Genomic DNA, 22,472 nt, shown 5'->3' on the forward strand with positions numbered 1-22,472 from the left:
TTAAATAAGCAAGAAGAGAGAAGCCTCTCTCCCTGCTATATTTGTGTTTAAATTATGGTATAGGGTTTGGGTTGTATTTATTTTGATATGAAACGCAGGTCATCGATACCTGTAACCAGATCGCTGTGAGCTTTATCTGCTGTAAAGAAGAAGAGACGGAAGTGATTAATAGCCGTATAATCTGCTCCTCCATCGCTGGTTTTAATAGATTTATCAAAATCAAGCGTAATCTTGTTCCACCCGTTTTTCAAGTTAGGTATAAGCGGGGTTACATCCCATGCCGACTCATGATCATCAGATTTTCCGGAACTGGTTATTTCGATAGAACCATCCTGTTTAAGCAATGAAACATCAGATACATACCACCAAAACTGGAACCTTCCGGTACTTTCCGTAAAGGTGGTGTTAACAGGTGTGGGCACATCTTTTATGTACTGCATAAAATCATTGCCATTGGTAATGGTATTCTGAATAAAGCCAGCACCTTCTTTTTGACCTGGTGTTATAATCTTTACATCACCAACAGTTTGCCATCCATCGGCTTTATCGCAGTTGTCAAAAACAACATCAGGTGGCGGCGGCAAAGCGGCAACTCTGATATCATCGATGCCAAAGTTTTGATCTGTTGCCGCGTTTGCAGCAGTCCAGAAGAAAATTTTCACAAAATTCATGGCCGATAAATCAGGACCACCATCTCCAGACAGATATCCGTCTGTAAATTTCAGTTCTAAATGGTTCCAGCCATTTTTAAGTGTTGGGATAATCTTATCCATTCCCCAACCTACACGTTTATTGTCCGGATCAGCGGCGCTGCTAAATTGTATCTGGCCATCTACTTTAAGTAAGGAAACATCGGGCACATAAAACCAGAATTTTAATTCGCCTGTAGTTAAGGTTACTTTTGTATTAACAGGGGCCGGCAGGGTTTTAATAAACTGCATAAAATTTTGCCCTGTTTTAATTGTTCCCTGAATATAACCGGCTCCTTCTTTTTGGCCGGTTGCTACTACAACAGGATCTCCGCCCGCTACCTGCCAACCGTCTGCCTTATCGCAATTATCAATTACAACAGATGTATCAATTACCGGCGGCGTTGTTGTATCAACAGGCGGCGGTGGTTTAAGCATCGATATATCCCGTGACTGGTACTTTTCCTTTTTGCAGCTTGCTATCGCAAGCCCTATTGCTAAGATGGAACATACCATCATTACTTTAGTTAATCTCATTTCCTTTAAGTTTTTAAAGTTTACTAATTGGTTTAGTGACAATATTTTATTTATCTAAAAACATCTTTTACCGTAGCTTACCTGTTTGGCTTTGTTCTGCTGTAACCACTTTCGCCGTGAAACCACTTGGTTCCCTGCCCGGTTAACCATAGGTAATAATCAGAGGCCAACTCATCTTCAATTCCCACGAATTTCAGCCCTGCATCCCCATTTAAAGGAACATCTGCCTGACGCGCGGTTTTGTAAATGGCCGTACCCTCATCAATTTCATCAAACATGGCTACATATAATGATTTGGCTCCAACGTTTTTTGCACCTGCAATTTGCTGCCATAAAAAGTCGCCTTTGAGGCGGGGAATAGCATTGTAAATGGTAGGATCCTTGTGCATGTTGCCCCAGGTAAAACCCGGAAACACGAGGGGAACGTAATCAACCTTATTGGCCTTGCACCATTGTATATCATCATACACATTTTGCGCGTTGTAGCTTTTGGAATCAAACCGACCAACAGCCCAGGGCATTATGATATCTGATTTTTTTATGAGCGCTGCCAGTAAAGGTGATTTTTCGGTATCGTTACCCAACGTTCGCCAATAGTATGGCACACCAAGCATTACCGAAAATTTGTTGTTTGTTCCTTTAAGCTTATCTACTAATTTGCTAACATCGTCAATAGTATAACGCCTGTTATCATTAAAACCCACACCCCATAAAGTTACGAGCGGCTTGCCGTTGTGGTATAAATAGGTGGGGTTCTCTTTATTATCAGCCAGTTTAAAGGTGGTAAGCAACTCGTTCCAATCTTGCTCAACAAAGGCCACATCGGCGCTTGAGCAACCGCTTAAATCATACATTACGCTAATTGCCCGGCCGTATTTTTTGGCTGCTTTAAGGGCGTTTGCAAGTACTTTATTAAAATGTCTTTTACCCGATGGGTTTTTGATCTCACCTACAAAACGCTGCATGTGAACGCCATCAATGCCATAATCTTTCATCCATTTAAAATGCAGGTCGACACTTTCCTCATCATACGGACTGTATAAGTAGGCATCATCTCCGTTGGCAAATTTGAATGGCGATTTATACTTTTTGGTATATTCGGTAATGTTGGGCCAAAAATCAACATTGGTATTGCCGGGATAAAAGCCCCCATTGCCCTGGTAATGGTACCAGCCGCGATCTGAGCCATCTCCTTCGGCAGCAAACCAACCCTGGTAGCCGGCCATAACCAAATTAGTGTAGGATTTATACTTTAACCCCGTGGTGTCATAAACCATTCCCGGGTTGGTTACCGGTGGCTTATCTGGCGGTATTACATCGCCAGGTGCATCGCTTTTGGCACATGACCATATAGATGCTGTTGTTAAAAAAGTAAAAAGTATTGTCCTAAACATTTTCATCAGTACATTTTTTTAGATTATGGAAGAAAGTACAGAGGTATTACCCTGATGGTATCGCCTATAATACTCTCTTCAAAAGACATTAGCAGGCATATAAATCGATTTTGAATATGCCTGCTGCTGTTTTATTATTTTGGAACGTCGACCTGTATGATATCAGAGAAGTTATAGCTTTTATAACTATCATTTAACCGAACGCCTACCCGTACAAAAAATGTTCGGCCGGGTAGCATACCGGTCACATCAATTGACATCGTTTTTTGAGCGTCTGTTAAATCGGTATACTCCTTGTTTATCGATACTTTAAACGCGTCAGAAAAGTCTCTGATAGAAGCACCGGCACCTACCAGCCTGGTAGTATTTACAAATGGCTGAGCTTCTGTAATAGTTGGCAAACCAGCTGCTATTGGAGCAAAAATGTCATACTTTAAGGTTAACGTAGTACCATTAAGCGTGGCAGTAAAGTTTTTGATAACGATGTATGGCGTAACCGTAAAGTCATGCTGGGTACCTTTATCAATTTTTACTGTTACCGTATCATAAATTGGCCAGAAAGCTCCGCCGGTAGGTATGATTTTATAACTGCCCTTAAACAGCTTGGTATCCTCAAACGTGCCATCAAATTTACTGGGGATGGTTTGCGGACTGGTCCAGCCAATTTGCTGAAGCCTTATTTGAGTGCTGCCGCCTGAGGTAAGCAAATTGCCACCTTCGGAAGAAACCAGATTGCCCTGAAACGAGGCATTAGGACCGTCATAGTTATCTATTTTTGTACATGCAGTACTTGCCAGTATAGCTATGCCTATTAAAATTCTACTAATACTAATCAGTTTTTTCATCTCTTAAATTTTAAATTCTTAATAATTAGGATTATTAGGGAGTAAGTTAGGGTTCTTGCCAATTTCGCCACCCGGAATACCTTCATAATAAAACTGTTTCTGGAAAGTGTATTCCCGGTTAAATAATTCAGGTTCGGCAAGGAAAATGTATTTATTTTCGTTAAACACGTAATATGGCATCAGTCCTTTGAAATGCGCGCGGTCAAGCACCACATCTGCGGTACGCCATCTTTTTAAATCCCAGTAGTACTGGTTTTCAAAAGCAAGCTCCATGCGCCTTTCCCTGCGTACCAAGTCAAGCGTTAAAGCACCTGTAATGGGTTTGGCACCGGCACGATCCCTGATTTGGCCGATGCAAACTGCAGCATCGCCGGTGTTACCTAATTCAAATGCTGCTTCGGCACGGTTCAGCAATACTTCGGCGTAGCGCATGTCTATCCAAGGCTGCTCGCTTCTGTTCAGGTCAACTGTTGCCTGTGGTTTGTTATAATCAACGTATTTACGTACATAAAAACCTGTACGGGTTAGCTCATCGCCACCTGTCCACGGACCAGTAAAGCCAATAATCTGTTTGCCTTGATAAAGCGTTTTTGTATCGCCCGCAAGTATATACGAACGTGAGTTTGGCTGTTTGGCAACCTCAGCCGCAGCTGTACCGCTGAACGAAGGGTAAATACCCCGCTGCATATCAAAGGTTAGCCCTCTTAAAGTTGCACCCGGGAAATAAATAGTAGCCAATAACCTTGGCTCAAGCCCGTTCATCAGATCGGCGCGATCATTAAAACGTTTAGGTGTGCCATCGCCGTTGGTTACCGGCAGATCGCCCCAAAGGCTTACCAGATCTAAAGTTGGGTATGAGCGTGAAAGCGCATTGGCTGTAAAATAACGCGGCGACATGGTAGCATCCCAGCTATGAGCAGTATTGTTAGCAATAGAATACTGTTTTACGAAGATATTTTCTTTACTGTCGGCTTTCAAAAACAGATCAACATAGTTCTGTACCTTATCCGGATTTGCGTTATACAGCTCATAATGACCCTCAAGCAGTTTGGCGGCATCATAAGCGGCCTGAAAATAGGTATTTGCCTTGCTTTCAGGAATACCTACCAAACCCAGCGAACGTGCCTGGCCATCAACAAAGTTTGTTGAACCATATTTGGCAACACATGCCGCGTATAACATCGCCCTTGATTTTAAAGCTGCCGCTACATATTTGTTAGCTCTGCCTTTGTCGTTGGTTTCTCCCATCATCTGGTAACCCAGGTCAAGCTCTGCTCCAATAAAATCCCATACAGCCTCTTCCTTGTCGCGGTGTACCTGCAACTCAGATAGTGGAGCGCCGGGATCCTGGGCAACTTGAATAATTGGCACACCGCCATAGCGTTTAGCCATTGCATAATAGTAATAGGCCCTTAAAAAGTGAGCTTCCCCCAAAAGCGCGTCTACCTTTGCCTGGGTTAATACGGCTGTGTGTTTAGGCAGTTCGGCAATCAGTGTGTTAACGTTCCTGATATCGCCATATGGCCAGTAACCAAAGCCCCCTGCAATATCCATACCGCCAAAAGGACCTACTTCTTCACCTATAACCCCAGCCTCGTTATAAAAATTTTCCCAGTCGTTGCCTCCATGTTTAAAACCCAGGGGATCACCATTTCCGTCTGGCCGGTACTTGAAATCCTCGATAGGTAAATTTTGATAAATAGTTGCTAAAACTGATTTAACACCGGCCTCACTACTGTATATAACATCTGCTGTAAATATATTTTTTGGCGCAATATCTAACTTTTGGCACGATGTTACCGACGCGCCAACAGTGATAGAAAGTGCTATAATTATTTTATGTATACTTTTCATATTTCGATAATTTAAAAGGAAACGTTAGCTCCCAGATTAAAAGTCCTGTTCATTGGGTAAGTGTATCCGCTTATGCCGTCATTACCGTTACGGGGGCTTGGGCCCTGGTGCTCAGGATCGTAATTCTTTAATCCGGTAAAAGTTAACAGGTTGTAGCTATTTACATATACCCTAAGCTTTTTAATACCTATATTTTTTAATACCGCAGGAGATAACGAATACCCAAATTCAAGCGATTTTACACGCAGGTAACTCGCACTTTGTATAGCCTTTGTACCTTGCGCATCTGGCGAACCCATTGCAGGGTAAAATCCGGGTACCCATTGTGTATTAGGATCAAAAACATTTGCAGCCGGGTCAACTGTATGCCAGCTGTCAAGGAAACGGGTTAAGGCACTTCTATCATACATAAGCGGCGAAGCAAATTGTTCTCCGTATTGTACGTAAACACCTGCTGCACCTTGCAAAACCATATTCATATCAAACCCTTTATAGCTTAATCCAAGGGTAAGGCCATAATTATATAGCGGAATATCAGAAGTAGCAATAGGGTGATCATCTTTACCATCTATCACACCGTCGTTATTCCAATCTTTATAATAATAATCGCCGGGGATAGTATTGTTGTTACCGCCGCCTGTGTTTACACCATAATTGTAAATTTGGTTGTAGGTTGTAAATTGGCCCGCGTACTCTTTACCCCACCAAATGTTCTGGTAGCGGTTGGTTTGGTTTTCTTTCCAGTTTGAATACTCATTACCTGAGTTGCCACGTAAAACCTTCAAATTCTCTAAACGGGTGGTACCTATATTACCGGCAATGCTTACACCCACATCTCCAAATGTATTTCTGTAAGAAATGTTGAAATCTAAACCTTGTACTCTTTGGCTATTATAGTTGATCTGCGGTACGTCTGCACCTACAGTTCCTGGCAATGCCGTACTTGGTGTTGCTGCCAGGCCGGTTTCGTCACTTCTGAAAACTTCTATAGTACCATCTACTTTTCCGCCAAATAAACCAAAGTCTAAAGCAAGGTTGCTTTTGGTTAATACAGACCAGGTTAAGCCAGGGTTACCAAGTTTTGGAGTCGAGCCGTTTACTGCACTTGGGCCAAAAATATAGCTATTTATGGGATAAGTATATCCGGCAACATAGTTAAAAGCATTTCCACCATCGTTTCCTGTTTGGCCGTAAGAGGCTCTCAGTTTCAGGTTAGAAATGATATTGTCAGATACCAGATCATGGAAGAATTTTTCCTTGGTGATAACCCAACCTACTGATCCGCCGGGGAAAAAGCCCCATTGATCCGGTCCGGGTTGATATTTATTTGAACCATCCCTGCGGAATACAAATTCAAGCAGGTATTTTCCTTTATAATCATAGTTGAACCTTCCAATTACACTTCTGTAACCTACGTCCTGCAAGCCATTAATGTCCATACCGCCAGACATGTTTGAGTTTGGCAACCCCCCAAATAAGTATTCTACAGGGATCTCCACATCGCGGTGGGCATTAAAATTATCAGCAGTTTGATGGCTTTGCTCATAAGTGAACATTGCAGCTACATTATGATCATTAAAGAATGTATGCGCGTAGTTTAAAGTTAACTGGCTTGATGTGTTTAAATGGGTATAATAAGCACGGCTCACACCTGCAGGCAAGTTTACCTGGTTGGGTAAATATATATTGTTTGCTGCGTCATAAGTGTATAAGAAATATGACTTTTTAAGTTCATTATTATCGGCAACACCGTAATCAATGTTAAACAAAGCCTTTGCGGTAAGCCCTTGTATACCTGGTATGTCATACGTTAAATTTAACTGGCTGGTAACGGCTTTGTTCCTGTACCTTTTTGAGCCAACTTTATCAGCATCTGTCATGATCGCCGGGTTTTGATTATCTCCCCCTGGTATAAGGTTTGGGTACAGCGGATTATCATTGGCGTAAATCTGGTTTACAGGTTTCTGGTTCCAGGTATACTTATAAACAGTCCATTCATCGGTATAAGGCTGGTTTTTTTCATCCATCCAGGCGGATGTTAATACCTGCGCTTGTAAGCCTTTTGTTATTTTTGCAGTAACGTTTGAACGAAAGTTATACTTGTTGTAGTTTAAATCGCCGGTTTTAAAAACACCATCCTGCTTTAGGTAACCAAAGTTAAAAAAGTAGTTTAGCTTATCATTTCCACCGTCTATATTTAAGTTATGATTTAATTGATTAGCTGTTTTTCTGAAAACGAGGCCTATCCAGTCTGCAGCTTGGCGCTTGCCGTCAATCCAGGGTTTCATATCATTATATGAATACACCGGTGTAATATTTGATACAAAGTTATTGGCAAAATCACGTTTCGCTTTCTCATTGGTCAGCATCATGAAATCAACAGCGCCAACACCTTCTGGCATCCCTAAAAACGTCTGTACCGCATCGTTAAATGAGTAATTGATGTTCACTTTTCCGTTTTTACTGCCTTTTTTGGTAGTAATTAAAATGGCACCGCCGGCAGCCCGTATACCATAAATGGATGCTGCAGCATCTTTCAGTACAGATATGCTTTCAATTTCGTTAGGGTCCATACGGCCAATGGTTGATTGGTCGCCGCCAATTACACCATCAATTACAACTAATGGGGCACTTGTATATCCCCTGATGTTCAGGACGTTTGAATAAGAACCGGGCTCGGCTGTTGTTTGCAAAATACGTACACCCGGTATTTTACCGGTAAGCATATTAATCACACTCTCATTCTTTGTAGTGGTGATCTCTTTATTTTGAAGTGTTGCAATAGATCCTGTAATAGTTGCCCTTTTTTGAACACCGTAACCTACCACTACAACTTCATCTAAGTTTGACTGTAAGGAGGTAAGGGATATATTGATCTCGGTACGACCACCTATTTTTTCGATTACAGGCTTCATACCTATAAATTTAAAGGTAAGCTCGGTAGCGTTTGCCGGCGCGGCTATCTTGTATTCGCCCGATGTATTGGTAACTGCGACTACAGCGCCAGCCGTTACGGTAACACCCGGCAACGGTAGCCCGTCGTTTGTATCAGTTACTTTACCGCTAATGTTTACAGTTTGCTGGGCTAATAAACTGAGCGGATAAAGAAAAATTATAATAAGTAAGTATTTGAATATTTTCATATTGCTTCTCTTTTATGTTTAAGGTTTGATTAATTGGGTACCTGGTTAGGGTAGTAAACAGCGCGTTGCAGCACATACTTACGGCGGGTTAGTTTCGTAATGGTACATAGTTTTAAAGTTTGATTTATACATTCACCTACTTTGCCTGGTTAATGCTAAAAGACGGTGTGTATTGCGTTTATAATTTGATACAAGTAAACGATCAGATGACTAATAAAAAATTAATAAAACATTAATTTCAGCTATAAAAACGTTAAAATCATCGCTTTTATGAATTTTTTTGCAATCGATTGCGTAAAATTCATGTTAATTGAAAAAAAGCAGGCTATACCCGGTATTTGCAGAACAGAATAATGAAATTATTTACTGGCTATAAAATTTTAATTTGCCGGCAGGCATTTTAATAAGAGTTATAAAAACACATTGATGAGATAATCCGGAGGTGACGTTATTTAGGCTATTACTGCATTAAAATCCTTCGCAAACTCTTCGCCATAAATGGTCTTGTATTCCTTGCAAAATGAATCGAAAGCATTTTTAGCCAGTGAGTGTTTACCCAGCGATATCAATGATTTACATTTAAGCGTCATAGCTTCCTCATTCACCGGATCGAAATAGAAGATGTAGTTGGCCAGTTTTATTAAAAACTCCGGATCATCGGTAATATTTATAGAAGCCGCGTAATGCAGATAGGTGTCAATAATTTCGTTTGATATCTCTGATTTAAAGGTATCAAGCCATTCGTATTCCACATCGGCCAAAAAGTTACCACGCTGTATGATACGGGCCATATCTGAGATCTTTTGCTTATCCAGTTTTCGCTTATCCTTAACAATATCAAGGTAATGCTGATAGTCAACCTTAACAAGCTGGGTGTCCATATCAATTTTCCAATGGCCACTCTCTTTCGAGATCTGGCATGACTGCATTTTGTCGAGCACATTCTTAAGCTTGGCTATATTAACCGAGCGGTTATTACGCGCGCTTTCTGCCGATTTATCAAACCAAAGGATCTCCTTCAATTTCTCAGAGGTGATACCTCTCCCCCGCCTTATGGTATACAAAATAATTATAAGGAACAGCTCTTTTGTAAGCGGCGTTAAGTGTTTGGTAATATCGTTACCCTCACTGTCAAACAACTGCAAATCGCCAAACAAGTATATTTTGTTTCTCAAGTCAATAACTTCTTCCTCTTCATCAGCTATACTTTGAGCAAGTTCCTCGGCAGTAACGGGCGTTATTGCTTTTCGATTGGGCTGGTTGGACACTTCAACAGGATTTTTTGCCGTTTTCTTTCTGTAAAAAGCAACAAATGTGCCCAATATAAGTACCAAACCTATACCTATATATACAAGTGGCGAAATCCCGCTTTTGCTGGTACCAGCGGTAGCCCTAATATTAGCAATCGGCGGACTGTTAAGCGTATATATGTTCACCTTTGTCTGCCCTTTTTCATCCAGGAAAAGCGTTATGGCGATGAATTTTTTACTTTCGGGGCAATAGAACAGATCAGCAAATGAACTTATATCATGAAAGGTATACGGTATCTCATTGCCGAGTATCTTAAACTTAGGCTCTGTTAATGATCCTGAGATGAGCTGCAGGTTTGAATTGTATTTATGCTTTGGAAATATGAGTGCGTAGTACGAATTACTTTTTTTATCAATCACCATTGAATTAGCAAACACAAAATCTTCGCCCTTGATGTTAAGCTCATATATTTTTTTGAACGTGTGCGACGTTACATCAAAATAAATAAGATCATACAGATTTTTGGGATTAAGGATCTGCTGCCCGCTTGAGCTGCCGTAACCACCCATAATATAAGCGCCACCATCAGTAGCTCCCAGCGCAGCCAAGTAACGGGGTGTTAGGGCTTCGCCGCCAACTTTTACTTTTTGCCAACTTTTTGACTTGATATTGTATCGCTGTACATCGTTCCTGAACATGAACTGCCCGTATCCACCAATGATATACAGTGATGAATCTGCCGGGGAATAGAATTTATTGGTATGCCAGTAATTGGTTTCAAAGGCGCTGTTCTTGTGTTTTATATCCCATGCCTGCGTGCTAAAATCATAAGTGGCCACCTGCTTTTGTTCTACATTAATATTGAACAATTTTTTGAGGTTACTATTGTAGTAAGATTGGTTACCCCGAATAAGAAACTGATCGCCTGATTTGTAGCGGAACGAGGTAACCTTTGATAATGGTACCGAATAGCTTACCAACGAATCGGTACCTGTTATGTATATGGTTTCGCTTTCGGGGTTAAAGGCCACACTCGCCGCGCCATCAACTGTTAGGGTTTGCAAAGGCTGCCAATTGCAATGCAGCTTTTTTACCCAAAGCGGATTGACTACCGCTGCCATACTCCCATTTATCTCATCACGGATTTGGCTGCCATCTACTTCGTTTAGCTGCCATTTGTAACTGAGCTTTTGTCCCTCGGTAATTTCAATATTCCTGAGTTTCATTGGCGGCACGTCATTGGTTTTAAAATCCAGATAATCGTTTGAGCCAAACAGCATTTTAAAGCAATTATTTTTAGTCAGCTGCACATGCTGGCTGTAAACCACACCATCTACAGTAAGTGTAAGCAACTGGCTTTGCATATCAAACTTTATACGCAATCGCGTCCATCCGCTTACCAGTTTCTTTTCGTCAATGTTGAAGGAGATGTTGGAGAACTTTTCGCCGATGATGAATTTGAAATGTTTACCCTCCAGGCGCCGGTCGTACAGTAAATCAATATTTTGCTTATCGTTATTGATAAGCCTTACTATGTAACCAAAGTGATTTTCATGGTTTGGCAAAAAAGCGAAATCAAAAGAGAGCTCAAAGTTATCCTTAAAACATAAAGGCCCATCCGGACTAAGATCAAGCCCCGTACGTTTATCCTGCACCGTTTCATGCGACAGGAAACCTAACCCATATGATTGCGCGAATAAGCGTTGCGATGTAAAACAACTTAAAAGCAGTAAAAATATATAAAGCAGATTTTTCCTTGATCTCATTAGTAAGATGAACGGTTACCAAATTTGTGTGCATAAACGTTTGCCGATAACTTTATAGGGGTATTAACCCAAAAATTAACCGCTGTTTACGCAACGTATAGTTTATAATTGAAACAAATTTAGTGTAATGTAAGGTATCTAAGGCAATATATGTTATGCAGGCTGGTATTTTTTTGTCGTTTTTAACAAAAAAATACCAGCCCACGTGTTGTGGGTAACATAAAGCTTTAAATGTGCAGCGGCTAAATCCTTACAGCCTATTTTGTGAGTAGCGTATAGGTAACACCCCGCTGTGTAGGCAGGTCATAAACAAGTGTCTGTTTTATACCGGGTTGCTTTAGTATAGCCTGCGGCGATATAATGGGTTTGGCCACCGCTTCTATTTGATAAAACGGATTAGGATTACTGCCGTTGGAAGCTTTCAATTGAGCGCCTCCAGCCTGTTTTAATTGGTTAGGCACCCTTAAACGGCAGTTACCACCCAAGGTAGATTTGATAGAAACGCTTACAATTTTGCCATTTTCCCATACAAGTTTTACTATTTCAAAACCGCCGCGGGCTCGTAATCCGCTGATACTGCCATTTGCCCAAACGTCTGGCAATGCGGGCAGCAAATTCAGCGCGCCGTCATGACTTTGCATCAGCATTTCGGCAATACCTGCAGTACAGCCAAAGTTACCATCTATTTGAAAAGGTGGGTGTGCGTCGAAAAGGTTAATGTATGTTCCGCCGCCGCCTTCATTTACGCCCAAGGGCGAAAGCTGTTTTTTAATGAGTTCATAAGCATGATTACCATCTAAAAAGCGCGCCCATAAATTCACCTTCCAACCCATACTCCAGCCGGTTGATACATCGCCACGGTAAATAAGCGAGGTGCGGGCGGCATCAAACAATTCAGGTGTGTGGTATGGCGAAATCTGCTTGCCTGGGAACAACCCGAACAAATGTGATACGTGGCGGTGTTTATCTTTCGGATCATCCAGGTCTTCCAGCCATTCCTGTAACTGGTTATACTTACCAATTTGCATAGGCGGTAAGCGGTTACGGGTTGCCTTTAGCTTATCAATAAAAGCTTTATTCTCCCCAAGCGTTTCGGCGGCGCGAATTGTGTTGGATAACAGATCAAAAACTATCTGGTTATCCATAGTAGCGCCATAAGTAAACGAAGAGCCCTCATGTGATTTTGGCGAGTTCTCTGGCGACATCCCCGGCGATACAACCAGCCAATGATGTACCGGCTCCTCAATTAAAAAATCAAGATAAAACTGCGACGCTCCTTTTAATATGGGATATACCGATGTTAAGTATTGCTTATCGCCACCGTACATGTATTTTTCCCATAAATGCTGACTAAGCCATGCACCGCCCATTGGCCACATGCCGTAAAATATATCGTCAACCGGGCCGGTTATTCGCCATAGATCGGTATTGTGGTGAGTCATCCAGCCCCCGGCGCCGTACATCACTTTGGCAGTTTTGGCACCTGTTTGTGATAGTTCCCGCACCATTTGTATCAGCGGTAAATGCGTTTCTGGCAGGTTGGTATTCTCGGCCGGCCAGTAGTTCATTTCGGTATTAATGTTGATGGTGTATTTGCTATCCCAGGGCGGGTCCATCAAATCGTTCCAAATTCCTTGCAGGTTGGCCGGCTGTCCGCCCGGTTCTGATGCTGAAATAAGCAGGTAACGTCCGTAAGCAAAATATAGCGATACTAATTGTGGGTCGTTACCAGTTGCAAATGCTTTAAGTCGTTCATCGGTAGGCTTATCTGCCATTGCCGTACGACCTAAATTAAGCTTAACCCGATTGAAATATTTTTGATAAGCCGCTTTATGGGCCTGTAATAACGTAACATAAGGAATTTTCAACGCGTTTTGCAGGTAAGCATCCGCACGTTTAAAAGCATCTGCGCTGATATCGTGATAATTAACAAAATTGGTAGCTATAGAAATATATAGCGTTGCCGACGTAGCATTTTTTACAACTATACTGGTATCAGTCTTGATTACTGAACCGCCATCGGTTTTCAATTTCACCAGCGATTCAAAGTTCACCATTCCCTTTACGCCCTCATGATCTGTAGTAGTGCCCGAGAGTTGCAGCACATTACCCTCATTGGCCTTAATAACCGTTTTTTGTGGCGAGCCCATAGATGCCGAAAAGTTAAGCATAGCTGCTTTACTGGCCGTAAGCCGCACAATTATTACCTGGTTAGGGATGGACGAAAAAACTTCGCGGGTATACTTTACGCCATCGATTGTGTAAATGGTACGGGCAATGGCATCGTCAAGGTTTAGCTCACGATAGTAGTTCTCTGGCTGGGTGTGCCCCGGAAAATCAAGGTATAAATTACCCACCGGCTCATACATCATCCCATTGTTTTGTTTAGCCTGGATCTTTTTTGAAGCCAACGCCTGCGCAGCTTTATATTTGCCCTCAAAAAGCAGTTGCCTTACCTGCGGCAAGGCCTCCAAGGCATCTGGATTATTATTATCAGACGGACTGCCGCTCCAAACCGAGGTTTCGTTAAGCTTAATAACCTCACGACCGGGATTACCATAAACCATAGCCCCTAAGCGCCCGTTGCCTACAGGCAGGGCATTTGCCCAGGTATTGCCTGCCGGTTGGGTATACCAAAGCTTATTGTCAGTTTTGCTTTGAGCGTTTGCAATTACGGCAGGCGATATTAATAACAATAAAAATATGAGTTTGTAAAATTTGGTCATGTATTGGTTTGATAACTGGTTTTTCAAAAGGCAAGCAGCCTCTTGGGGTTTATGTAAGGTAAAGAAAATAAATTCCAATTAATAAACCATTAATAATGGATTAACCGATAACCTTTTTGCTTTAATTTAACGCAATCTATTAGTTTTACACCAAAAAAACCTGCTATGACCTTTGTAAAAACAATATTACTATCGGGAGTTGTGCTGTTGCTGGGCATTAGCTTTAATTATAAACCGGCAATACCTAAACATGACCCTGAACATGCACCCGAACTTGTGAAAGGTAATTTTGTTGATGATTACGGCATACGGTATACCATTAACGATACCTTGTGGATCCAACTACCGCACACCAAATTTCATATTATAAAGTGGAACACCAAAGAGCAGTATCTGCTGGCCCGCAACGACAATAAAAATCCCGGCGAAGGCGGCCTTTATACCCGTATAGATTATATGGCCTTCAATAAAATGAAACCCTGGTTATGGGGCTATTGCCTCAGCGTATACGATGCCAAAACCGATTCCATTGCCGAAGCCACCGCCAAGGCCAATCGCACGCATCCAAAAGAAGGGTGTAATGGGTATCCTTTTTCGAGGATGAAAAGAAGGTAAAAAAAACATGTGAACAACACACCTCTGCCATAACACAATGCGTTGCGTGCCCGATCAAAAACAATAGTCCATCAATTGAAATATGGGTAGCCCCTATGGGGCATAAACGATTTGATGTCTTTTTCTACAAACAGGTAGTCCCTCCAGGACATAAAAACTACCGTTTCTTATCAATATTAGATACACTTCTCTGTCCCGGAGGGACTACCTGTTTGTAGGATAATAGAAAAAAAGAATTTGTCCCCAGCGGGGACTACCCCTGTTCTTTTATTCTACAATGTATTTCAATAAGCTATTGTTCTCTCTCAAAGTGCGAAGGGGGGGGGGGTATTTTCTCCTACTAAACATTAGCCACCGGCAGTGCGAAGCCAAATTTACTACCCTCGCCAATGGCGCTTTCAACCCAGATGCGGCCGTTTTGGGCTTCAATAAAATCTTTGGAAATAGCAAGGCCCAGACCCGAGCCGGATTTGTTTTGCCCGTCCGTAGGTACCTGAAAATAACGGTCGAACAGGCGTTTTTGATATTGCTCATCTATACCCTTACCAAAATCCTTCACAGAAAATTCCACTTCGCCCCCGGCATTACTGATGCTGATGATCACCTTTGATTTTTCTGAACTGTACCGCAGCGCGTTCGACAGGAAGTTGACCAGCACCCAGGCTGTTTTCTCCACGTCGGCATTTACCACCGGCAAGCCTTCACTTTTCACAACCTCAAGCTTCACCCCTTTTTGCTTGGCCTGAAAACTTACCGATTCAATAGCATAATCGATGATCTGCTCTGGTTTAACAGGAATAAAATTGAGTTGGATATTCCCGGTTTCCACCTGCGATAGCTCAAGCAGCTCGCTTGTGATCTTTAGCAGGCGGTCGCTATCATCTTTTATATGTTCAAGCAGTTGCTGTTGCTCGGTGTTGATATGGCCCACACGCTCATCGCGCATTAATTTCAGGCTCATCTTTATAGATGATATAGGCGTTTTTAACTCATGCGATATGGTGGCTATAAAATTGGTCTTTGCTTCGTCGCGCTCTTTAAATTCGGTGATGTTGCGCAGAATATAAACCTTACCTGCCGGAATCCTGGCTTTATTTAAAGGCTGATCTGCATCTGTTACCAGGTTGGGTACGGCTATTTCCCTTGCCTCTAACTGAAAATGCGAATCTCTGCCGTCTACCACTATCTTAAATGGCTTGCCGGCCATTTCATCGGCAATTATTGATTTAAACAGATCGTTACCTTTAGCCATATCCTCTACCGAACGGCCTTCCATTTTATCATGACCAAGGTTAAGGATATTTTTGGCGGTTGTGTTAATAAATAACACCTCCCGGTTTTCATTTATACCGATAATGGCATCGTGCATTTGCTCAATAATGGTTTCGATCCGCAGTTTTTCCGACATGATTTTGGACAGGTTGCTATTTTCCCATTCATTAAGCCGGATGGCCATATCATTGAAGGCACCTGCAACTTCGGCAAACTCGTCGTTCTTATCAAAATGAATGCGTTGGCTGTAGTTCTTTTGACCAATTGCCCTAATCCCCGTTAATAACGTGTTAAGCGGATTTAAAATAAACCCGGGAAAGTTCACGCTAAAGCTAAACAACACCAAAAAAGTAAACGTACCCGCAAAACCTAAAAACAAGGTAGATTCATCAACGGAAGTATTTGCCCTGTCGTTTTTATGAACAATGGCCTTCATATTTATCGTTTCAACCTGGCGCAGGTACCGGCGGGTGGTGCGTTCGGCTATGGCCAGGTCGGCTAAACTGGCGGTTTTGTTTTGCAGCAAATTAAATGAAGCTTTAATACCTGCAACACCCGCCGCTTCACCCGGTTCTGTAATATTATGCTCTTCCTTGGCAAGCTGACCGTTAAACTTTTCAATAGCGGCGTTGCTTAATGGCAAACTGTTTTCATCAAGAATAGTACGCATTTCGCGGCAATAGCTTAGCGTTTCGTAGTTATCCTTTAAAATGATCTTAGCACTGTTTGAGATCTGGTTGATGTAGAATATGGATATCGCGCCGAAGAACAGCACCACGACAAACAGGAATCCAAATCCTAAGCGGAGTTTATTTTTTACTTTCATGACAGTATTACTAAATCAGTTTCTTTGGCCGCAATGTTCTTTAACAGTTCATTAAATACTGCGGTGCGTACAATCACCTGAAACAAACTCAGGTGGGGTTTGCCAATGCAAATAGTTGTTATCTCGCGCTCATCGGCAACCTGCATAATGGCTTGGGTTACGTTGTCGCTTTTTATCTTTATTACTTCGGCGCCCAGTTCGGTAGCCAGTTTAAAGTTATTAATTAAATACCGTTGCTTATCCAGTTTTATGCGGTCGAGGCTTTCACTGCTGCTTTGCACATACAGCACTATCCACGGCGAACGATAGTAGGATGCCAGCCTTGCCGTTTTGCGAATCACTATCTTGGCAGTTTCGGCATTGGATGATATACAGGCTAAAAAACGTTCGGGCCTCAGCTTTATTTGCTTGGGAACTTCTATATCTATCTTTCGCTCTAAATGGTGGGCAACCTCCTTGAGCGCTATCTCGCGCAGCTGAAGTATCTTATCGCTCTGGAAAAAGTTTTGCAGCGCCCGTTCTATTTTACTTTGGTCGTAAATTTTGCCCTCTTTTAAGCGGTCAATCAATTCATCGGCGGTAAGGTCGATATTCACGATCTCGTCGGCCAGTTCCAGTATCTTATCGGGGATGCGTTCGGTTATGGGTACACCGGTTATTTGTTCAATTTCTTCATTAAGGCTTTCCAGGTGCTGAATGTTCACCGCGGTAATTACGCTGATGCCAGCCTCCAGCAGATCAACCACATCCTGCCAGCGCTTACCATTTTTACTGCCTTCGATATTGCTATGGGCCAGTTCATCAACAATAACTACTTCGGGATGCCGGTTAAGGATGGTTTGAAGGTCCATCTCTTCCAATTCCTTGCCCTTGTAAAATATTTTACGACGATTGATAATGGGCAAGCCAGCCAGCAAGGCATGTGTTTCGGCACGATTATGGGTTTCAATATACCCTATTTGAATACCGATGCCATTGCGCTGCAGGGCATGGGCTTCCAACAGCATCCGGTAGCTTTTGCCCACACCGGCGCTCATCCCAATATAAATTTTGAGCTTACCCCGCCTGGACCGTTTTACAAGGTCGATAAAGGTTTTTACGGTACCGTCTTTACTATCGCTTTCCATGATCTTTTTAAACCCCTCTCCCTTTGAGGAGAAGGGTAATCTTAAGCTTCTATTACTTCAACGCGTCGAGCGCTACATTAAGTTTCAGTACATTAACTTTTGATGGACCAAACATACCCAACCAAGGTTTTTCTGTTTGACTTGCTACCAATGCTTCCACCTTTTGCTCATCTAACTTGCGGAATTGGGCAACCCTTTTTACCTGTATTTTGGCAGCTTCCGGCGAAATATCCGGATCAAGACCACTACCAGAGGCAGTTACCAAATCGGCAGGAATATCTGCACGTTTTAAGCCAGGGTGATATTTTAACAGCGTATCTATACGGCTGTTTACATCCTTCAAATAGTCGGGGTTGCTTGGGCCTTTGTTTGAGCCTGCAGAACCGGCTGCATTATAACCCACTGCTGATGGACGTCCCCAGAAATATTGCGGCTTATCAAACTTTTGACCTATGGCCGCATAACCAACCACTTTACCATTAACGATGATCTTTTCGCCATCGCCCTGGCCCTTTGAAAGCTTACCTGCAAAGGTAATAAGCACTGGATAGATAACGCATAATAAAACGGTGAGCACAACTGTCAATCTGATAGATTGAATGATATATTTTTTCATTTTCTTGAATTTTAAACTAAAACTGAAATAAGCAGGTCGATGATCTTTATGCCGATGAACGGCGCTATAACACCACCTAAACCATAAATAAGCAAGTTACGGCGTAATAAGGCGCTTGCTCCAATCGGCTTATATTCAACACCTTTTAAAGCGAGCGGGATAAGCATTGGAATAATGATGGCGTTAAATATTACTGCCGATAAAATAGCACTCTCGGGACTATGCAGGTGCATAATATTAATACTCTGCAATGCCGGGATAGATGCGATGAACAAGGCAGGAACAATGGCGAAATACTTAGCCACATCATTAGCTATTGAGAAGGTGGTAAGTGTACCGCGGGTTATCAGCAGTTGTTTACCTATCTCCACTATCTCAATAAGCTTGGTTGGGTCGTTATCCAGATCCACCATGTTACCGGCTTCTTTGGCTGCCTGGGTACCGCTGTTCATGGCTACGCCTACATCGGCCTGGGCAAGTGCAGGCGCATCATTTGTACCATCGCCCATCATAGCTACCAGTTTGCCAGCTGCCTGTTCGTTTTTGATGTATTTCATTTTATCCTCGGGGCGTGCCTCGGCAATAAAATCATCAACACCGGCCTTTTCGGCTATAAATTTGGCAGTAAGCGGGTTATCGCCGGTTACCATTACTGTTTTGATACCCATTTTACGCAGGCGTTCAAAACGTTCGGCAATACCGGGTTTAATGATGTCCTGTAACTCAACTACACCTAAAACCTGTTCGTTTTGGGCTACCACCAACGGCGTACCACCGTTTGATGCAATGATTTTCACCCTATCTTCTACCTCGCTGCTAAACTTGTTGCCAGCAGTAAGCGTCATATTCCGGATGGCATCAAAAGCACCTTTACGGATGCGGTTACCATCGGGTGTGTTGATACCGCTTGAACGGGTTTCGGCAGAGAATTTTATAAATGCCGATCCCTGCGGCGGAGTTAACGACAACCTTGTGCTCCCCTGCTGTGCTAACTCTATGATGGATTTACCTTCGGGGGTTTCATCCGCCAGCGAAGCTAATACGCAGGCCTTTACCAAGTCATCATCCTGTACACCAGGGGCAGCCCAAAACTGGGTGGCTTTACGGTTACCAATGGTAATGGTACCTGTTTTATCTAACAGCAATACGTCAATATCGCCGGCAGTTTCAACCGCTTTACCAGACTTTGTAATTACGTTTGCACGCAAGGCCCTGTCCATACCGGCAATGCCAATGGCGGATAACAGACCACCTATTGTAGTAGGTATTAAACAAACAAACAGGGAGATCAACGCTGCAATGGTTATAGGTGTGTGCGCATAATCAGCAAATGGCTTCAAGGTTACGCATACAATAATGAATACCAGGGTAAAGCTGGCCAATAGAATGGTCAAGGCTATCTCGTTTGGTGTTTTTTGGCGCGATGCACCTTCAACCAGCGCTATCATCTTATCCAGAAAGCTTTCGCCGGGCTGGGTGGTTACTACAACCTTTATCTGGTCTGACAGTACTTTTGTACCGCCCGTTACCGATGATTTATCGCCGCCCGCCTCACGGATAACCGGTGCAGATTCACCTGTGATGGCCGATTCATCTATAGTGGCCAAGCCTTCAATGATCTCTCCATCAGTAGGGATGGTATCGCCGGCCTCGCAGGTAAACACATCACCTTTAAGGAGCTGATTAGAAGACCGGGTAACAATCGAACCGTCTTCCAGCACAACTTTTGCCGGCGTATCCTCCCTTGTTTTGCGTAAGCTATCGGCCTGCGCCTTACCCCTTGCTTCGGCTATGGCCTCAGCAAAATTGGCAAACAGCAGGGTTAACAGCAGAACGATAAATATGGTAAGGTTATAACCAAATGAGCCCTGGCCGCTATGCAATAAACTGTAAAAAGTAACATATAACATTACCGCTGTGCCAACTTCTACCGTAAACATTACGGGGTTGCGCATCATGGTTTTAGGGTTAAGTTTAATGAACGACTCTTTTAGGGCTGTTTGCACTAAAGCAGGTTCAAATAATTTATTAGATCGAGTTTTCATTTTTTTATTTTAAAGCCCTCCCTTTTGGGGAGGGTTGGTTGGGGCTTTATTTAAGCATTGAAAAATACTCTGCTATAGGACCAAGGGCCAGTGCAGGGAAATATGATAACGCGTTAAGTACAAGGATAACGGCAAAGGTCATCATGCTGAAGGTCACGGTGTCAACTTTAAGTGTACCTGCCGACTCGGGGATGTACTTCTTTTGAGCAAGCAAACCTGCTATGGCAACCGGGCCAATTATGGGTAAAAACCTGCCTAAAATGATCACCAAACCGGTGAGTACATTCCAGAAGATGTTACCATCGCCAAGTCCCTCAAAGCCGGAGCCGTTGTTGGCGTTGGATGATGTATTTTCATACAGCATTTCGCTAAAGCCATGAAAACCGGGGTTGTTTAGCCATGTTGATGGTTTAACAGCCCAATCGGCATTGCCAAAATTGGTGAACACATAGCTTGCTATTGCTGTACCCGCCAATATTAAAAACGGACTAAGCAACGTAATTAAAGCGGCTATCTTCACTTCCCTTGCCTCTACCTTGTGGCCCAAAAATTCGGGGGTACGACCAACCATCAACCCGGATATAAATACGGCAATGATCACATAAATAAGGTAGTTCAACACACCTACACCGCATCCGCCGAAGAAGGAGTTTATCATCATGGCCAACAGCTGCCATAAGCCGGTAAGTGGCATGGTACTATCATGCATTCCGTTTACAGACCCGGTTGATACTACGGTGGTAAGCGTGCTCCAGTAAGCGGTAGCCATTGGACCTATCCTTACTTCCTTGCCTTCCATAGCGCCTGTGGTTTGGGCAATACCCATTTTGGCAATAGCCGGGTTACCGCCAAGTTCGCTGCTGATGGTTGGTATCATCAGCATCAGTGTACCCAATGCCATTACGCCAAATATCATCCAGCCTAATTTTTTGCGGCGGATAAAGTAACCGAATGCCAGTACCATTGCTATAGGGATGATCATTTGTGATACGATCTCGACAACGTTGGTAAGGTAATTAGGATTCTCAAGCGGGTGGGCCGAGTTGGCGCCAAACCAGCCGCCACCATTGGTACCCAGGTGCTTTATGGCTATCATTTGCGCTGCCGGTCCGCGGGAAACGTTTACGGTATCGCCTTGCAGGGATATGAATTTGTCTTTACCTGCATAACTGGCCGGTGTGCCATTAAAGGTTAATATAAGTGCTATAACTATTGCCAATGGCAACAGCAAACGGGTGATACCTTTTACAAAGTATGCCCAAAAGTTACCCAGATCGGTAGTGGTTTTATCACGGAAGGCTTTAAATACCGCTATTGCACAGGCTATACCTGTTGCTGCACTGCAAAAGTGCAGAAACATGAATATAAAATGCTGAATAAGGTAAGTAGCACCACTTTCGCCGCTATAGTGCTGCAGGTTACAATTGGCTACAAAGCTTAAGATAGTATTAAACGCCAAGTCAGCGCTCATGCCGGGATTGCCATCGGGGTTAAGCGGCAATTTATCCTGGTGCATTAATACAAAAAAGCCATATACAAGCCAAAAGGCGTTAATGGTCATCATTGCTTTTAAAAACTGTTTCCAGTTCATGGGTTCATTAGGGTTGATGCCCGATAGTTTATAAATGCCGCTTTCCAGCGGTTTCATAAAATCGGTCCATACCTTTTCGCCTGCAAACATTTTAGCCAGGTACTTGCCCAGCGGAATGCCGATGAGCAGCGTAATGATGAAGGAGGCTAAAATTCCAAATAGTTCCGTGTTCATT

General features: G+C 42.9%; 13 protein-coding genes. 1 reads left to right on the top strand and 12 read right to left on the bottom strand.

From position 1 onward, the window contains the following. Nucleotides 1–77 precede the first annotated feature (77 nt). The 7 genes from BLS59_RS17895 to BLS59_RS17925 all read right to left on the bottom strand — a co-directional run bounded on the left by BLS59_RS17895 (nucleotide 78) and on the right by BLS59_RS17925 (nucleotide 14,205). The gene (locus BLS59_RS17895; protein WP_143014158.1) at nucleotides 78–1,226 is read right to left on the bottom strand and encodes a hypothetical protein; all 1,149 of its coding nucleotides are present in this window, start codon (nucleotides 1,224–1,226) and stop codon (nucleotides 78–80) included. A 77-nt stretch (nucleotides 1,227–1,303) separates the two neighbouring features. Next, complete coding sequence (locus BLS59_RS17900; RefSeq protein WP_091151124.1) at nucleotides 1,304–2,626, bottom strand: glycoside hydrolase family 99 protein; 1,323 nt, start codon at nucleotides 2,624–2,626, stop codon at nucleotides 1,304–1,306. 128 nt (nucleotides 2,627–2,754) lie between these two features. Next, nucleotides 2,755–3,465: a DUF3823 domain-containing protein gene (locus BLS59_RS17905; RefSeq protein ID WP_091151126.1), complete on the bottom strand. Its 711-nt coding sequence runs from the start codon at nucleotides 3,463–3,465 to the stop codon at nucleotides 2,755–2,757. An 18-nt stretch (nucleotides 3,466–3,483) separates the two neighbouring features. Continuing rightward, nucleotides 3,484–5,319, bottom strand: a complete 1,836-nt coding sequence (locus BLS59_RS17910; RefSeq protein WP_091151127.1) for a RagB/SusD family nutrient uptake outer membrane protein — start codon at nucleotides 5,317–5,319, stop codon at nucleotides 3,484–3,486. Nucleotides 5,320–5,330: 11 nt separating this feature from the next. Further along, entirely contained in the window at nucleotides 5,331–8,462 is a 3,132-nt protein-coding gene (locus tag BLS59_RS17915) for a SusC/RagA family TonB-linked outer membrane protein (RefSeq protein WP_091151129.1), read from the bottom strand. A gap of 452 nt (nucleotides 8,463–8,914) precedes the next feature. Beyond that, the gene (locus tag BLS59_RS17920; RefSeq protein WP_091151131.1) at nucleotides 8,915–11,479 is read right to left on the bottom strand and encodes an FBX42 beta-propeller domain-containing protein; all 2,565 of its coding nucleotides are present in this window, start codon (nucleotides 11,477–11,479) and stop codon (nucleotides 8,915–8,917) included. Nucleotides 11,480–11,736: 257 nt separating this feature from the next. Then, nucleotides 11,737–14,205 (bottom strand): glycoside hydrolase family 95 protein, encoded by a 2,469-nt coding sequence (locus BLS59_RS17925; protein ID WP_091151133.1) that lies wholly within the window; start codon nucleotides 14,203–14,205, stop codon nucleotides 11,737–11,739. A 165-nt stretch (nucleotides 14,206–14,370) separates the two neighbouring features. Between BLS59_RS17925 and BLS59_RS17930 the strand changes: the two genes are divergently transcribed. After that, the gene (locus tag BLS59_RS17930; RefSeq protein ID WP_091151134.1) at nucleotides 14,371–14,820 is read left to right on the top strand and encodes a hypothetical protein; all 450 of its coding nucleotides are present in this window, start codon (nucleotides 14,371–14,373) and stop codon (nucleotides 14,818–14,820) included. A gap of 340 nt (nucleotides 14,821–15,160) precedes the next feature. On the opposite strand, the gene BLS59_RS17935 is transcribed toward BLS59_RS17930, so the two are convergent. From BLS59_RS17935 to kdpA, 5 genes are read right to left on the bottom strand one after another with little or no spacing between them, the layout of a single operon-like run. Then, nucleotides 15,161–16,918, bottom strand: a complete 1,758-nt coding sequence (locus BLS59_RS17935; protein WP_091151136.1) for a HAMP domain-containing sensor histidine kinase — start codon at nucleotides 16,916–16,918, stop codon at nucleotides 15,161–15,163. Then, nucleotides 16,915–18,045: a sensor protein KdpD gene (locus BLS59_RS17940; RefSeq protein ID WP_091151138.1), complete on the bottom strand. Its 1,131-nt coding sequence runs from the start codon at nucleotides 18,043–18,045 to the stop codon at nucleotides 16,915–16,917. Before BLS59_RS17940 ends, BLS59_RS17935 begins: the two co-directional genes overlap by 4 nt. Nucleotides 18,046–18,097: 52 nt before the next feature. Then, complete coding sequence (locus tag BLS59_RS17945; protein WP_091151140.1) at nucleotides 18,098–18,661, bottom strand: K(+)-transporting ATPase subunit C; 564 nt, start codon at nucleotides 18,659–18,661, stop codon at nucleotides 18,098–18,100. An 11-nt stretch (nucleotides 18,662–18,672) separates the two neighbouring features. Then, on the bottom strand, nucleotides 18,673–20,706 hold the full coding sequence (gene kdpB, locus BLS59_RS17950) for a potassium-transporting ATPase subunit KdpB (RefSeq protein ID WP_091151142.1): 2,034 nt from the start codon (nucleotides 20,704–20,706) through the stop codon (nucleotides 18,673–18,675). 46 nt (nucleotides 20,707–20,752) lie between these two features. Continuing rightward, on the bottom strand, nucleotides 20,753–22,471 hold the full coding sequence (gene kdpA / locus BLS59_RS17955; RefSeq protein ID WP_091151144.1) for a potassium-transporting ATPase subunit KdpA: 1,719 nt from the start codon (nucleotides 22,469–22,471) through the stop codon (nucleotides 20,753–20,755). Between the last annotated feature and the right edge of the window lies 1 nt (nucleotide 22,472).

The sequence above is a fragment of the Mucilaginibacter pineti genome, from assembly GCF_900101875.1.
In the GTDB taxonomy this organism is placed as follows: Bacteria; Bacteroidota; Bacteroidia; order Sphingobacteriales; family Sphingobacteriaceae; genus Mucilaginibacter; species Mucilaginibacter pineti.

Excerpts from the sequence above, each read along its gene's own strand:
- BLS59_RS17895 (WP_143014158.1), bottom strand. The coding sequence starts at position 1,226 with ATGAGATTAACTAAAGTAATGATGGTATGTTCCATCTTAGCAATAGGG.
- BLS59_RS17900 (WP_091151124.1), bottom strand. The coding sequence starts at position 2,626 with ATGAAAATGTTTAGGACAATACTTTTTACTTTTTTAACAACAGCATCT.
- BLS59_RS17905 (WP_091151126.1), bottom strand. The coding sequence starts at position 3,465 with ATGAAAAAACTGATTAGTATTAGTAGAATTTTAATAGGCATAGCTATA.
- BLS59_RS17910 (WP_091151127.1), bottom strand. The coding sequence starts at position 5,319 with ATGAAAAGTATACATAAAATAATTATAGCACTTTCTATCACTGTTGGC.
- BLS59_RS17915 (WP_091151129.1), bottom strand. The coding sequence starts at position 8,462 with ATGAAAATATTCAAATACTTACTTATTATAATTTTTCTTTATCCGCTC.
- BLS59_RS17920 (WP_091151131.1), bottom strand. The coding sequence starts at position 11,479 with ATGAGATCAAGGAAAAATCTGCTTTATATATTTTTACTGCTTTTAAGT.
- BLS59_RS17925 (WP_091151133.1), bottom strand. The coding sequence starts at position 14,205 with ATGACCAAATTTTACAAACTCATATTTTTATTGTTATTAATATCGCCT.
- BLS59_RS17930 (WP_091151134.1), top strand. The coding sequence starts at position 14,371 with ATGACCTTTGTAAAAACAATATTACTATCGGGAGTTGTGCTGTTGCTG.
- BLS59_RS17935 (WP_091151136.1), bottom strand. The coding sequence starts at position 16,918 with ATGAAAGTAAAAAATAAACTCCGCTTAGGATTTGGATTCCTGTTTGTC.
- BLS59_RS17940 (WP_091151138.1), bottom strand. The coding sequence starts at position 18,045 with ATGGAAAGCGATAGTAAAGACGGTACCGTAAAAACCTTTATCGACCTT.
- BLS59_RS17945 (WP_091151140.1), bottom strand. The coding sequence starts at position 18,661 with ATGAAAAAATATATCATTCAATCTATCAGATTGACAGTTGTGCTCACC.
- kdpB (WP_091151142.1), bottom strand. The coding sequence starts at position 20,706 with ATGAAAACTCGATCTAATAAATTATTTGAACCTGCTTTAGTGCAAACA.
- kdpA (WP_091151144.1), bottom strand. The coding sequence starts at position 22,471 with ATGAACACGGAACTATTTGGAATTTTAGCCTCCTTCATCATTACGCTG.